The sequence below is a fragment of the Kosakonia sp. genome (genome assembly GCF_032104925.1).
In the GTDB taxonomy this organism is placed as follows: domain Bacteria; phylum Pseudomonadota; class Gammaproteobacteria; order Enterobacterales; family Enterobacteriaceae; genus Kosakonia.
Window position 1 is genome coordinate 602,498 of the sequence record NZ_DAMCGF010000002.1, and the last position, 13,040, is coordinate 615,537.

The 13,040-nt window shown below is 56.0% G+C and carries 14 protein-coding genes; 9 read left to right on the forward strand and 5 right to left on the reverse strand.

The annotated features are described in order from the left end of the window. Positions 1-11: 11 nt before the first annotated feature. Entirely contained in the window at positions 12-932 is a 921-nt protein-coding gene (locus tag RT644_RS05920) for a LysR family transcriptional regulator (protein ID WP_020454958.1), read from the reverse strand. Between the two features lie 97 nt (positions 933-1,029). Here RT644_RS05920 and RT644_RS05925 point away from each other — a divergent pair, with 97 nt between their 5' ends. Next, complete coding sequence (locus RT644_RS05925; RefSeq protein WP_020454957.1) at positions 1,030-1,893, forward strand: aldo/keto reductase family oxidoreductase; 864 nt, start codon at positions 1,030-1,032, stop codon at positions 1,891-1,893. A gap of 16 nt (positions 1,894-1,909) precedes the next feature. Here the strand turns inward: RT644_RS05925 and RT644_RS05930 are convergent, their stop codons facing one another. Both RT644_RS05930 and RT644_RS05935 read right to left on the reverse strand, forming a co-directional pair. Then, complete coding sequence (locus RT644_RS05930) at positions 1,910-2,914, reverse strand: LacI family DNA-binding transcriptional regulator (protein ID WP_020454956.1); 1,005 nt, start codon at positions 2,912-2,914, stop codon at positions 1,910-1,912. A gap of 39 nt (positions 2,915-2,953) precedes the next feature. Continuing rightward, a complete protein-coding gene (locus RT644_RS05935; RefSeq protein WP_313626134.1) occupies positions 2,954-4,813 on the reverse strand; it encodes a beta-glucoside-specific PTS transporter subunit IIABC in 1,860 nt (619 codons plus the stop codon). 233 nt (positions 4,814-5,046) lie between these two features. Here RT644_RS05935 and RT644_RS05940 point away from each other — a divergent pair, with 233 nt between their 5' ends. From RT644_RS05940 to RT644_RS05975, 8 genes are all read left to right on the forward strand, one after another. After that, a complete protein-coding gene (locus RT644_RS05940; protein WP_269231873.1) occupies positions 5,047-5,361 on the forward strand; it encodes an antibiotic biosynthesis monooxygenase family protein in 315 nt (104 codons plus the stop codon). Position 5,362: 1 nt separating this feature from the next. Next, the gene (locus RT644_RS05945) at positions 5,363-5,755 is read left to right on the forward strand and encodes an amino acid-binding protein (protein ID WP_313626135.1); all 393 of its coding nucleotides are present in this window, start codon (positions 5,363-5,365) and stop codon (positions 5,753-5,755) included. Further along, entirely contained in the window at positions 5,752-6,465 is a 714-nt protein-coding gene (locus RT644_RS05950) for a winged helix-turn-helix domain-containing protein (RefSeq protein ID WP_313626157.1), read from the forward strand. Before RT644_RS05945 ends, RT644_RS05950 begins: the two co-directional genes overlap by 4 nt. Positions 6,466-6,713: 248 nt before the next feature. Continuing rightward, entirely contained in the window at positions 6,714-7,154 is a 441-nt protein-coding gene (locus RT644_RS05955; protein ID WP_313626136.1) for a hypothetical protein, read from the forward strand. 4 nt (positions 7,155-7,158) lie between these two features. Continuing rightward, the gene (locus tag RT644_RS05960; RefSeq protein WP_313626137.1) at positions 7,159-7,710 is read left to right on the forward strand and encodes a hypothetical protein; all 552 of its coding nucleotides are present in this window, start codon (positions 7,159-7,161) and stop codon (positions 7,708-7,710) included. A gap of 307 nt (positions 7,711-8,017) precedes the next feature. Further along, complete coding sequence (locus tag RT644_RS05965; protein WP_313626138.1) at positions 8,018-8,140, forward strand: hypothetical protein; 123 nt, start codon at positions 8,018-8,020, stop codon at positions 8,138-8,140. 143 nt (positions 8,141-8,283) lie between these two features. Then, a complete protein-coding gene (locus tag RT644_RS05970) occupies positions 8,284-9,051 on the forward strand; it encodes an isocitrate lyase/phosphoenolpyruvate mutase family protein (RefSeq protein ID WP_313626139.1) in 768 nt (255 codons plus the stop codon). Then, the gene (locus RT644_RS05975) at positions 9,035-10,087 is read left to right on the forward strand and encodes a methylated-DNA--[protein]-cysteine S-methyltransferase (protein ID WP_313626140.1); all 1,053 of its coding nucleotides are present in this window, start codon (positions 9,035-9,037) and stop codon (positions 10,085-10,087) included. The genes RT644_RS05970 and RT644_RS05975 overlap by 17 nt, the downstream gene beginning before the upstream one ends. 73 nt (positions 10,088-10,160) lie before the next feature. Here the strand turns inward: RT644_RS05975 and RT644_RS05980 are convergent, their stop codons facing one another. Continuing rightward, the gene (locus tag RT644_RS05980) at positions 10,161-11,987 is read right to left on the reverse strand and encodes a glycoside hydrolase family 15 protein (protein ID WP_313626141.1); all 1,827 of its coding nucleotides are present in this window, start codon (positions 11,985-11,987) and stop codon (positions 10,161-10,163) included. A gap of 65 nt (positions 11,988-12,052) precedes the next feature. After that, positions 12,053-12,946, reverse strand: coding sequence for an SDR family oxidoreductase (locus tag RT644_RS05985; protein ID WP_020454945.1), 894 nt, complete (start codon positions 12,944-12,946; stop codon positions 12,053-12,055). Positions 12,947-13,040: the final 94 nt, after the last annotated feature.

Below are 13,040 nucleotides of genomic sequence, written 5' to 3' on the forward strand. Positions count from 1 at the left end.
AGTTCTTCTGATCATCGCGTTATATATCCGTAACTTGCCTGTGCGCGCACAAAATCGATAAACGCCTGTAAAGGCGCAGGAATTAGCCGCCGGGAGTTGTAATAGAGGTACGGGCCGTTAAACGACAACCACCAGGGTTCCAGCACCGGCGTCAGTTCGCCGCGTTCAATCGGTGAGTGCAACCACTCTTCAAACAGATAAATAATGCCGCTTCCGGCAATCGCGGCTTGCACGGCCAGATCCATTGCCGCGCCGACGCTAACCACTAAGGTGCCATTGACCTGTACGCGCAATGTTTCGCCATCGCGCTCGAACTCCCACTCCGGCATCACGCCGCTGGCGTAGCGGCCGCGAATGCAGTTATGCGCAATCAGATCGCGTGGATGTTGCGGTATGCCATGTTGTTGCAGGTAATGGGGCGAGGCAGCGGCGACAAAACGCTGGCGACGCGGGCCGATAGGCAGCGCGACCATATCCTGCTCCAGACATTCGTCATAGCGGATGCCCGCGTCACAGCTGTCGCGAAAGACATCCTGCACGTTACTTTCGGCCACGATTTCCAGCTGAATGTCCGGATAGTGCGCCAGAAAGGCGGGTACGATGGCGGGCAACACCAGCCGGGCAGCGCTGACCGGCACGTTCAGGCGCAGCGTACCGCTGGGTGTTGATCGGTAACGGTTAATGGCGTCGAGCGCCGCGTCCACTTCGCTCATCGCCGGTTGCAGTCGCTCCATCAGCGCTTTACCCGCATCGGTTAGTGCCACGGTGCGGGTAGTGCGGTTAAACAGGCGCACGCCGAGCTGCTGTTCAGCGCGGCGCACCGCATCACTCAGGCGGGAAGGGTTGGTGCCGGTCACGCGTGCGGCTTCGCGAAAGCCTCCGGCGTTAGCGACCGCCACAATGGCGTTCAGCAGGGCGAAGTCCAGCTTCATTGTTCGGTTAACCGTACAGTGTGTATTAATTTCAGCGGATTGTTGCACAGCAACGATACTCCTACAATCTGTTTACTTAATGCACAGGAGGTACTCCATGTCTCAACCTTCACTTACCTTTCGTCTGGGCGATCGCCAGGTTGGTCGCCTGGGTTACGGTGCCATGCAACTGGCGGGGCCCGGCGTGTTTGGGCCGCCCGCTGATGAAGCGAAAGCGTTGCAGGTGCTACGCGATGTGATTGCCGCAGGCGTGAACCATATCGACACCAGCGATTTTTACGGCCCGCATGTCACCAATAAATTGATTAAGCAGGCACTGCATCCGTACCCGGATGATCTGTGCATTGTCACCAAAGTCGGCGCGCGCCGTGATGATAAAGCCAACTGGCTGCCCGCATTCAGCGCTGAAGAGTTAACGCAAGCCGTTGAAGATAATCTGCGAAATCTCGGCCTTGAAGTGATGGAAGTGGTGAACCTGCGCGCCATGTTCGGCGTGCATGGGCCGGAAGAGGGGCCGCTGGAAGCGCCGCTGGAGGCATTGATTAAGCTGAAAGAGCGCGGGCTGATTCGCCATATTGGTCTGAGCAACGTGACGGCGAAGCAGGTGGCGGATGCGCAGAAAATGACGCCGATTGTCTGCGTGCAGAACCTCTATAACGTGGCGAACCGCCATGACGACGCGCTGATTGATTCGTTGAATGCGCAGGGGATCGCCTATGTGCCGTTCTTCCCGCTCGGCGGCTTTACGCCGTTGCAGTCAGGCGAGTTGAATGAAGTCGCGACTACGCTTGGTGCCACGCCAATGCAAGTGGCGCTGGCCTGGTTGTTGCAGCGCTCGCCGAATATCCTGCTGATCCCTGGTACGTCGTCACCGCAGCATTTGCAGGAAAACCTCGCCAGCGCGCAACTCACTTTGCCGCCGGATGCGCTGGCGAAACTCGACGCTATCGCGCAGGCGTAATCAGAAACTGCCCGGTTTACCGGGCAGTTTTAGGCGCAATCACCGACTCACGGCACACCAGCTCGCCCCGATGAGCGCTAATGGCAGTCGCCTCTGGCATCAGAACCATTTCGATGGCGTTACGGATCATCTCCTCCATCGGAACATGGATGGTAGTCAGTGACGGGTTGTAATATTTGCCGATAACCGAATCATCAAACCCGGCCAGAGACACATCCTGTGGCAGCCGCAAACCCGCTTCATAACAGGCTTTCGCCACGCCAATCGCCATATCGTCGTTCCCGGCCAGCACGCAGGTAAACGGTACATTGCGCGCCAGCAGTTCACGCCCCGCCTCGTAACCGCTGTCGGTACTCCAGCTACCGCGCACCAGCAGTTGTGGGTCGGGTTCGATCCCGGCGTTGCGCAGTGCATGACGATAACCGGCTAAACGACTCTCGCCGGTAGGGGAGGCGTCAGAACCGGCAACAAACGCAATGCGCGTATGCCCCTGTGCTAACAGGTATTCCATCATTGTTTCACAGCCTTGCTGGTGATCGACAAACACGCACTGGTTGCGGTGGCGTGTAAGCTCCCGGTTGATCACCACGATTGGCGTCGGGTTGCGTTCGATGATCTCATCGAGTTCGGCGACCGACAGGTATTTGGGGTAGATCATGATCGCTTCACAGCGCAGCGACAGCAGCAGGTCGATGGCGTCGCGCTCTTCCTGCGCGCTGTGTTTTCCGTCCGCCAGCACCAGTTGGCGGCCGTGCTGCTCGCTGTTGGTCGCCGCGTGGTAAATCATGCTGGAGAAAAACGGGCCGTTATACAGCCCGTTGGTGATGACCAGCCCGACAGAGTTGGTTTTATTGTTGGCAAGATTGCGCGCCAGCTGATTGGGGCGATAACCCGTTTCGGCAATCGCCTGCATAATGCGGGCTTTCACTTCCTCACGGACAAAAACTTTGCCGTTTAGCGCGCGCGATACTGTCGCTTTGGAGACGCCGGCCAGCCTGGCGACATCCAGTATCGTTACCATCGTTAAACCTCACTGTTGTTATTATTGCGGCGGCCAGTTTCAGGCCAGCGACATCAGCGGAACTCCCGCGCTGACAGCGCCCTGCGACTGATGGCGAGTGAGCGTAAACTCCTCGCTGTTGACCACCAGCACCGGCGTGGTCAGGTCGTAACCTGCCCGCTCAATGTGTTCTTTATCAAAGGCCAGCAGCGGTGTTCCGGCGCTAACCCGGTCACCCTCTTTGACCAGCGGCGTAAAATATTGCCCCTGAAGATTGACGGTGTTAAGCCCAACATGAATCAGTAATTCCGCGCCATTATCACATATCAGGCCAATGGCGTGATGAGAGTCGATCAATGTTGCGACCTGTGCATCACAAGGGGCGACAACTTTACCGTCGTGCGGGATGATGGCGACGCCATCACCCAGCACTTTTCCGGCAAAGGCTTCATCCGCGACGCTTTCCAGCGCAATCACTTCGCCTTTGATGGGGCTCAGCATTTGCAGGGAGCCGACAGTCAGCGCCGCGTTTTTCTCATCAGAAACCACAGCTTCGACCGGATCGTCAAACCCGACAAACTGCACCATCACAATGGTTAGCACAATCGCGGTGCCCGCGCCCAGCAGTTCGCCAATAAACGACATTGGCGCATCCGGGCTGATTGCGTTGACCAGCGTGAACAGACCCGGCAGTGCGGCATAAGCATAGTAGAGACTGCCAAACAGGCTGGCGACGACTGCGCCAATCGCGCCGCCAATACAGCCGCAGATAAACGGTTTTTTAAAGCGCAGCGTCACGCCATAAATCGCCGGTTCGGTAATACCAAAAATCGCCGTCACGCCTGCCGACAGCGAGGTTGCCTTCAGCTGCTTGTTGCGGCTTTTGATAAACACGCCGAATACCGCCGCCATCTGACCAATCACCGCAATGGTTTGATAGGCCTGGAAAGAGTCATAGCCCTGAGTATCGAAGTTGGCCATGATCACCGGCGTAATGCCCCAGTGGACGCCAAAAATCACAATCACCTGCCAGACACCGCCGATAATCGCTGCCGCCAGTGCCGGTGCGGCGTGGAACAGCGTGTTATACCCGTGCGCGACGCCAAGCGCAGCCCAACTGGTGATCGGGCCAATCACAATTAACGTCAGCGGCACAATGACTACGAAGCAGAGCAGCGGTGTAAACAACGGGCTCACCACTTCAGGCAGCCATTTTTCAACGCGGCGTTCAAACCACGACAGCGCCCAGACGAGGAACAACGGCGGCAGCACTGACGAGGTATAAACCGTTTCCGCCAGCGGGAAAAAGAGGAATTTCACTTCACTGCCGCTGGCGATTTTCCCGGCCATCGCTGTCCACTCAGGGTTGATTAACGCGCAGCAACAGAGCACGGCAATAAAAGGGTTACATTTAAAATGACGCGCGGCGGTAATGGCGATAAACACCGGCAGGAATGCGAAGGGTGTCCAGGACATAAAGTTCAGCACCGCAAACGTGCCGGAGGATTTGATCTGCGCATCGGCAAGCCCGAGCAGAATCAGTAAACCCTGCAAAATCCCGGCGGCGGCAAGAATATAGACAATCGGCGCAAACACCGCCGACATGGTGGCGATCACCGCATCCAGCCAGCGAGTTTTCGGCTGCGCTCCGTTGCCGTCTTTCTCTTTCACCATGCCGCTCAACGCATTAAACACATCGGCGACGTGGGTGCCAATCACCACCTGAAATTGCCCGCCGCTTTCCACTACCGCAATCACGCCTGGCAGGCTCTGGATGTTGGCTTTCGCCGTGTCAGGCGTTTGATTCAATACCAGGCGCAGACGCGTAGCGCAGCGGGAGAAATTACTGATGTTCTCTTCACCGCCGACCTCGCGGAGGATATCACTTGCTAACTTGTTGTAATCCCTGATAACGGCCATTTTTATTTCCGTTTTTTTTTATCGGAAATTGAGTTGGTGTAACTGGGTGAAACCGGTTTCATGCTAACCTGGTAAACTACGCCTGCAACCGGTTTCATGGAGATCTGCGAGCTAAATCACTTCTCGGTTTGTATTAGGGAAAGGAAATCGACAGCCATATTTCGTCAGGGGACGAAGCGTGGGCGCGGCATCTGCGCAACACTGGCGGCTCATTATTGATGAGGAGCCACGTTATGATCGCTGTACTTTTTGAAGCTGATATCGCCGCAGGTAAGCAGGCGCGTTACCTGCAATTAGCCGCTGAACTCAAGCCGATACTGGCAGGCATCGACGGGTTTATCGCGATCGAACGTTTTCAGAGCCTGAGCCACGAGGGGAAGATATTGTCACTGTCATGGTGGCGCGATGAAGCATCAGTGCACGCCTGGAAGAGCAATGTGCTGCACCAGGCGGCTCAGCGCGAAGGGCGGGAAGCCATTTTTTCGTCCTACCGCATCCGTGTTGCCACGGTTTTTCGCGATTACGCATCAACCCCGGAGCAGCCATAATATGTACGATGTCCACGTTATCCTGAATAATGCGCCGGGCGAACTGGCACGGCTTGGTGAAACGCTCGGTAAGCATGGCGTCGGGCTGGAAGGGGGCGGTGTGTTTACCGCAGGCGATCAATGCCATGCGCACTTCCTGGTGGTCGACGGCGAGCGCGCCCGGGAAGTGTTAACCGCTGTGGGTTTAACGGTACATGCCGTAACCCTGCCGGTTATCCGCAAACTGAAGCAGGAGCGTCCCGGCGAGTTAGGCGAAATTGCCCGCACGATCGCGCAATATAATATCAATATCCTTGTGCAATACAGCGATCATGACAACCGGTTGATCCTGCTCACCGATAACGATCCGCTGGCGCGCGAGGTAACACAACGATGGGACGTACAACCGCTATGACCGGCAATGAACTACGCAAAACGCAGGAACAACCGCATCTGCTGGAGGAGATGCTCTCCGGCCTTGCCAGCGCGATGGCGGAACCTTCCCGGGCGAAAATGCTCTGTGCGTTAATGGACGGGCGGGCGTGGACCGCGACCGAGTTGTGCGCGGTGGTGGATATTGCCGCGTCAACGGCCAGCGCGCATCTGGCAAAACTGCTCGCCAGCGGGCTGCTGGTCTGCGTGTCGCAGGGACGGCACCGCTACTACCGGCTGGCAGGCAGCGATGTCGCCGCGCTGCTGGAAACGATGATGAGCGTATCCATGCGCGGTGTACAGGCACCTGTCACCCGCACGCCGCTGGCGCTGCGTCAGGCGCGTACTTGTTATGACCATCTTGCCGGTGAGATTGCCGTTGACGTGTATGCGTTTATGCAGCGTGAAGGCTGGATCACGGACGATGGCAGCGCGGTGACGGATTCAGGCAAACGCAGCCTTGAGAAGATTGGCGTCACCCTCGATCCGCGCACCCGGCGCAAACCCTGTTGCGCCTGTCTGGACTGGAGCGAGCGGCGTTTTCACCTCGGCGGCGATGCAGGCGCGGCGCTACTGATTGCTTTTGAACAGCAGGGCTGGCTGACGCGTACGCCAGGCTATCACGAAATCACCCTGACAGATGCAGGAAAAACCGCGATTTCTAAGGTGTTTGGTGTGACGTTTAAGGGGTAGGAGAGTAAATAGTGAATTTTGTCAAAGGACGTGAGAAAGCAATACTTTCAGCTAATGCTCCCCAGCAAGAAATGTGGGGTTGTAACCGCGTGCATGTCCCGTGTGATCAGGTGCGTTCGAGCGAGAATGCCCTGAAAAATACTAAGAGTTAGACCGACATTTTGTAGCGTTTTTTTGACTCCTGCCCGTCTCTGTACCAGGATAAATCCGCTAAAAGTGCGTCATTGTGCTTGATAAGGACATATCTTATGACAATTAAAAGTTTTTACTTTTCGCAAGTCGCTGACTTAAGAATCGAAGGTGTCGGGATCCATGCCAGTTATTCGGTTAATTTAACTATCAGCGACGAAAATACCTCTGAGGGAAAAAAAATTACTGTTTCTGCTACCGGGAAAAGTAACGCAGCGAAAGCCGCAGGTTCTGGCAATCTTTTATTCTGGTGCAAAGTAAAAAATATCCTGGATGGGAAAACTTATGTTCTGGAAAGGAAAAAAGGCGAACATTGGGCCGTAGGCATTGATGACATCGTCATCGGAAATACGTCATTTTTTATTGCCCCCGCATCAGGCAGAAATGCCGCTTTAGAAATTGAAGCCGGCTACTTCTATGATTCTGGATATACAGGAACCGTCCCGCCCATTCCTGCTAGCGTCAAGAGAGTCATCAATTTAACGCCTTTTCAGGGATAGAATCATGAATGTAAAAAAAACGCTTTTCATCGCTCTTTTTTTTATTTTTAGCGTCAGCGTCGTCGCTGTGAGTCGCTATAAAGATGAGCCAACTCAGCAGGCGTCAGACCTGGTAAAACAGTATGCGCTGGCAGATGATGCGGCAAAATCCAACGTGTTACAGGACTTCGACAAGCTGGCACGCGAAAATCCTGAGAACGCCAATGTCATCAGAAGTTACACCAGCTTGCTCTCTTCAAAGGGCGAATATGCAAAAGCCCTCGCTTATCTCGAGCCTGTGAACAGAGCTAACACCGATCCCTCTCTGCTGCTGCAAGAGTGTATGCTCAAAGATCGGATCGGCAAAAAAGATAAGGCGTGCTATCAACGCGTGATTGTTGATTCTGAAAGCAAGCACCTTGAAAACATGGATTACCTGATGGCGCTCTATTTTACCGACGACGCAAAATTCCCGGCACAAAAGCAGCGTCTCCAGCAGGAAAACCCCACGCTGAGCCGCGATTTCGCGCTGTTCGATCAGGATAAGCACTCGCTTTTGATGTCCCTCTATCCGTGACAAACTACATTGCCGGATGGCGATTTGCGCCTTATCCGGCTCCTACAAGCAGACTGAATGGTGTGAGGAAATGCGCGTTCTTTCATGAGATTGGGTATGGATACCTTTTTCAGCGGTGATCGAGGCAGTCGTTTAATGCTTTACCCGGGATTATTTCCTCAGCCGAAAAATCAACAACGATCCGCTGTGGGTTGAAGCGCAGATCGTCACTGTCATCCAGGAACGCCGAACGATTTGGCCAAGGTCGATATTGTGATGGCAATGCGTTCGCGACAAACGGCCAGAGCTACAGCAAAAAGAATCAAACGTGCCCACCCATACCCTGGATCTCGGTCGCGATCACCCCGGAAAGTCGATTCCGGTGATCTATTACCGCAACAACCCGAGCCACAGCAACATCGATGATTACCACCACTGCCTGAGGCAATGATCTTCGCGCCGTGCCTGGTAACGTGATTGCCAGCACTAAAACGGCCTCTGCCCGACATATAAAAAATGGTCGTCCGATTTTCGGTTGTGAGGAGTAGACGGCAAACGCCACACTGACTCCACTTAACGCCCCAGGAGACGACCATGGATTTCACCGCTTTTCACCATCAAACCACACCATTACTGCTCGCCAATGTCTGGGACGCAGCCAGCGCGCAGGCGGCAGAGCAGGCCGGATATCAGGCGATGGGCACGTCCAGTGCCGCCATTGCTGCAATGCTCGGTTATGACGATGGTGAACAAATGCCGTTTGCCGAACTGCTGTTTATGGTGAAGCGCATTCGCGCCGTCTGCGATCTGCCACTCAGCGTGGATATGGAAGCCGGTTACGGCCAAACTGCGCAAGCCATTGCCGATAACCTGCAACACTTAATAAAGCTCGGTGTTGTGGGCATTAATCTGGAAGATAGCCGCGTGGTCAATGGCGAACGGCAACTGGTTGAGGCCGCGCAATTCGCCCGGCAGTTACGGGAAATCCGCGCGCAATTGCCGTGTCCGTTATTTTTGAATATCCGTACCGATACGTTCTTGCTGAACGTGGAAAATGCGCTGGCAAAGACGCTGTATCGCGGGCAGTTATATGCTCAACACGGCGCGGACGGTCTGTTTGTGCCCGGCGTGATGCAAAACGCAGATATAGCCGCTATCGCCCAGCAGATCCCTTTGCCGCTCAATGTGATGTGCGTACCGGGGCTGGCAGGATTCACCGAACTGGCCACGCTTGGCGTGCGCCGTATTTCGATGGGCAATGCTGTTCATGCCGCGTTACAAACGCAGTTGAAAAACATACTGTTGAGCGTGCAGACACAGCAATCGTTTGAGGGCGTTTTCCACTATGCAAATCACGGATAAAGTGCAGTGCGATACCTGGTATCAGGCGCTACTCGATCGCGCTTCTGAATACACCGGCCTCTTTTTTGTCGGCGTCAAAACCACCGGAGTTTTTTGTATTTCCGTCTGTCGCGCGCGTAAGCCGAAGCGGGAAAATGTGGTGTTTTTCCGCGAGATGAAATCAGCGCTCGATGCCGGTTTCCGCCCGTGCAAAGTGTGTCGACCAACGGAAAATGCCTGTTCGGCACCGGGCTTTATCGAGCAGGCGTTAGCGCTCGTTCGCGCCAATCCTAAAATGCGTATCAGCGACACGCTGCTGCGCGAACAAGGCATCAGCCCGGAGCGTGTGCGCCGCTGGTTTTTGCAGCAACATGGCATCACATTTCAGGCTTTTCAGCGCATGTCGCGGGTAAATGTCGCGCTTCAGGAGTTGAAAGGCGGGCGCAGCGCCACCGATGTTGCCTTTGACAGCGGTTATGAATCGCTCAGCGGCTTTGGTTATACCTGTAAAAAACTCACTGGCGCGGCACCGAGCCTCGGGCAGCAAGTGATCATGATCCACCGTTTCACCACACCGATTGGCCCGATGTTTGTCTGCGCCACGGAACAGGGCGTTTGCCTGCTGGAGTTTGTGGATAGACGCATGCTGGAGACCGAATTCAGCGACTTACAGCGCTTGTTGAAAGCGCGCATTATCGCCGGGGAAAACCGGCATACCCGGCAAGCGGAAAAAGAGATCGGCGAGTATTTCGCGGGCGACAGACAGCAGTTTTCGCTGACGCTGGATCTGCCCGGCAGCGCGTTTCAGCGCCGCGTCTGGCAAGGCTTGCAAACGGTGCCGTACGGCCAGACCACGCATTATCAGGCACTGGCGGAATGCCTTGCACAACCCACCGCGGTACGTGCCGTCGCGGCGGCCAATGGCGCGAACCGGGTGGCGATTGTCATACCTTGCCACCGCATCATTGGTAAAGACGGCGCGATGACCGGCTACGGTGGCGGTATCGCGCGCAAAGCGTGGTTGATCGCGCATGAGAAAAACCATCTTATGCGGTAGCGCTGTTAACCCCTTTGGCAGAAATTCCTCCGGTTGCGGGCTGTGACTGCGAGCGCGTTGGCAACATACCGGTTTATGGAGGGGATGTGCCGTGATCGGTAATCGCCTGCGCGGCGCAAATCAGCGCCAGGTGGCTTAAACCCTGCGGCAGGTTGCCGCTCCACTTGCCGGTGCGAACATCGAACATCTCATTAAAAGTTTCGACATTGCCTTTATCGCAAAGGGCGCTGAGGATCGCGTCCATTGCCGCTTCGGCTTTGGTTGTCTCGCCCATTGCCGCCCAGGCTGCCGCCAGCCAGAACGAACAGGCGACAAAGGTGTTCTCTTCCTGTTCGACGCCGCTGTAGCGGTAGACCAGTGCGCCGCCGTGGCCCAGCTCCTCTTCAATGGCCTGGTAAGTGGCAAGCATGCGCTGAGGGTTAACGTGTTGACCATAGCGATAAACCAGCGCCAGCGAAGCATCAAGCCGATCGTCGCTATCGGGGTAAAAGAGGTAAGCCTGTTTGCTCTGTGACCAGCAATGGGTTTCGATCCAGTCGCGGATGCGATCCCGCTCGCGCTGCCAGCGCCCGACCCACGTTGGCTCAATGTATTTCTCTTTCGCCATCAACACCGCCATATCCAGCGCCAGCCAGCACGCCATCTTGGAGTGGGTATAATGTTGCAGCTCAGGCAGTTCCCAAATCCCGCAATCTTTTTGCCGCCAGTGATCGGCACAGCAGTTTGCCAGCTCGCCCAGCAGTCGCGAGGTGGTGAGATCCAGCACGTGGCCCGCCTTTACGAACAGCTCCGCCGTTGCCAGCATATCGCCGTACATGCTGAGTTGTAGCTGGTCGCGCGCGTTGTTACCCACTCGCACCGGCTGTGAATTTTTGTAGCCCCGCAGCGCCGGGTACGTTTCACAGGGCACTTCCTCCCCTTCGAGGGTGTAACACGCCTGCAGCCTGACACCGTGGCGGATAATGGTTTTTGAAAGCCAGGAGAAAGCGGCTTTGCACTCTTCCAGCGCGCCCAAAAAGGCAAAGGCTTTAATGATCAGGCAGGCATCGCGGATCCACGCGTAGCGATAGTCGTAGTTTTTCTCACCGCCAATACCTTCTGGAATGGAGGTGGTCGCTGCCGCGGCAAGCGCACCGGTGGGGGAATACCAGAGGAATTTCAATGCCAGCGCGGAACGCCCGACATGTTCTGCGTAACGCCCTGCATAGCTCAGGCTTTTACTCCAGTCGCACCAGGCGGCATGGCTGGTTTCAATGCGCGCGTCAATTGCCTCAAGGCTCGGGACTGCCAGCGGCTCTTTTTCAGTCACCAGCAGTGCAACCAGCCGCCGCTGGCCCGCCGAAACCGTCATGTGACCATTAACCTGCTCATCGTCGGCGTCGGTGATGTTGACCTCTTCGCTGGTGCGCAGCATCGCCATTAAATCGGCGATATGGTAGACGTTGCCGTGCGCTGTTTTGTTCATCCACGGCGAACAGGTTTCTGCCCGCGTCCCGAAACGCACTTTCAGCGTTAAAGCCACTTCGCCTTCCAGACCTTCAATCCGGCGCGCCAGTTCGCTCCACGGCAAACGTCCGGCGAGCGTACTGTTAATGGATTCGGTAAGTAATACTTTGCCGCTGGCGGTGGTAAAGGTGGTTTCCAGCACATTGCTGTCCTGCCTGTAGCAGCGCGTCACGGTGTAAGGTTGTTGCGGCTCTAACTGAAAAAAACCGCCAATCTCCGGGTCGAGCAGGCGATCAAACAGCGGCTGGGAATCCAGGTTCGGCGCGCACCACCAGTCAATTGACCCGTCGGGGGCAATAAGTGCGACCGAGCGTCCTTCGCCAATCGCGGCGTAATCGCCGGGTTCGGCAAAGCCATCCTCCCGGACAGGAGAGTGCGAGACTGTGTTCTTCACGGTGTTGCGATCCTTACCAGCGATGGCCGCCAGACGGCGGCCATACAGAGTGGAAGCGGGGGGAGTTACAGCGTGCCGGTACCGCCGTCAGAACACCAGACCTGCCCGGAGGTGTAGCTGCTTTCCGCCGAGGCCATGGTGACATACAGCGGGGCAATTTCTACGGGCTGACCCGGGCGGCCCAGCGGTGCGCTGGCCCCGAACTGCTGCACTTTTTCCTGTGGCTGACCGCCGCTCGACTGCAGCGGTGTCCAGTATGGGCCTGGAGCCACTGCATTGACGCGGATGCCTTTTTCACCAAGTTGCTGCGCCAGCGATTTGGTGAACGCCACAATCGCCGCTTTGGTCTGCGCGTAATCCAGCAGAATGGGGCTTGGCTGGTACGCCTGCACCGAAGAGGTGTTGATAATGCTGGCACCGCGCGGCAGATGTTCCACGGCGGCTTTGGTTATCCAGAACATCGCATAGACGTTGGTTTTAAAGGTGGCGTCAAAATCTTCGGTCGACAGGGTCAGAATCGACTCATTGAACTGCTGACGACCGGCGTTATTGACCAGAATATCCAGCCCGCCAAGTTTGGCGACTGCCTCTTTAACCAGCGTCTGGCAAAACTGCTCTGAACGGATATCCCCCGGAATGGCGATGGCCTTTCGCCCTTCGGCTTCGATCAATTTGATCACTTCGGCGGCGTCGGATTCCTCTTCCGGCAGGTAGTTGATCGCCACATCCGCGCCTTCGCGGGCATAGGCAATGGCAACCGCCCGGCCAATGCCGGAGTCGCCGCCGGTAATCAGCGCCTTACGGCCTGCTAAACGCCCGGAACCCCGGTAGCTGGTTTCACCGTGATCCGGCACAGGTTTCATTTTGCTGGCAAGACCCGGTGCGGGCTGCGGTTGTTCGACAAACGGAGGAGTAGGATAGTGCGGTGCTAGCGTGGTTTTTGGGCTTTGCTCTGCCATGCTTTCTCCTTCAGACGTTGTTGTACACGTCATTAAGCCTGGCATAGATGTGAGCGTTGTCACGCTATCATGCGGCAAACCGGCATTGAGAAAA

Coding starts and splice junctions, on each gene's coding strand:
- RT644_RS05925 (WP_020454957.1), top strand. CDS start 1,030: ATGTCTCAACCTTCACTTACCTTTCGTCTGGGCGATCGCCAGGTTGGT.
- RT644_RS05930 (WP_020454956.1), bottom strand. CDS start 2,914: ATGGTAACGATACTGGATGTCGCCAGGCTGGCCGGCGTCTCCAAAGCG.
- RT644_RS05975 (WP_313626140.1), top strand. CDS start 9,035: ATGCAAATCACGGATAAAGTGCAGTGCGATACCTGGTATCAGGCGCTA.
- RT644_RS05955 (WP_313626136.1), top strand. CDS start 6,714: ATGACAATTAAAAGTTTTTACTTTTCGCAAGTCGCTGACTTAAGAATC.
- RT644_RS05950 (WP_313626157.1), top strand. CDS start 5,752: ATGACCGGCAATGAACTACGCAAAACGCAGGAACAACCGCATCTGCTG.
- RT644_RS05920 (WP_020454958.1), bottom strand. CDS start 932: ATGAAGCTGGACTTCGCCCTGCTGAACGCCATTGTGGCGGTCGCTAAC.
- RT644_RS05985 (WP_020454945.1), bottom strand. CDS start 12,946: ATGGCAGAGCAAAGCCCAAAAACCACGCTAGCACCGCACTATCCTACT.
- RT644_RS05960 (WP_313626137.1), top strand. CDS start 7,159: ATGAATGTAAAAAAAACGCTTTTCATCGCTCTTTTTTTTATTTTTAGC.
- RT644_RS05940 (WP_269231873.1), top strand. CDS start 5,047: ATGATCGCTGTACTTTTTGAAGCTGATATCGCCGCAGGTAAGCAGGCG.
- RT644_RS05935 (WP_313626134.1), bottom strand. CDS start 4,813: ATGGCCGTTATCAGGGATTACAACAAGTTAGCAAGTGATATCCTCCGC.
- RT644_RS05970 (WP_313626139.1), top strand. CDS start 8,284: ATGGATTTCACCGCTTTTCACCATCAAACCACACCATTACTGCTCGCC.
- RT644_RS05945 (WP_313626135.1), top strand. CDS start 5,363: ATGTACGATGTCCACGTTATCCTGAATAATGCGCCGGGCGAACTGGCA.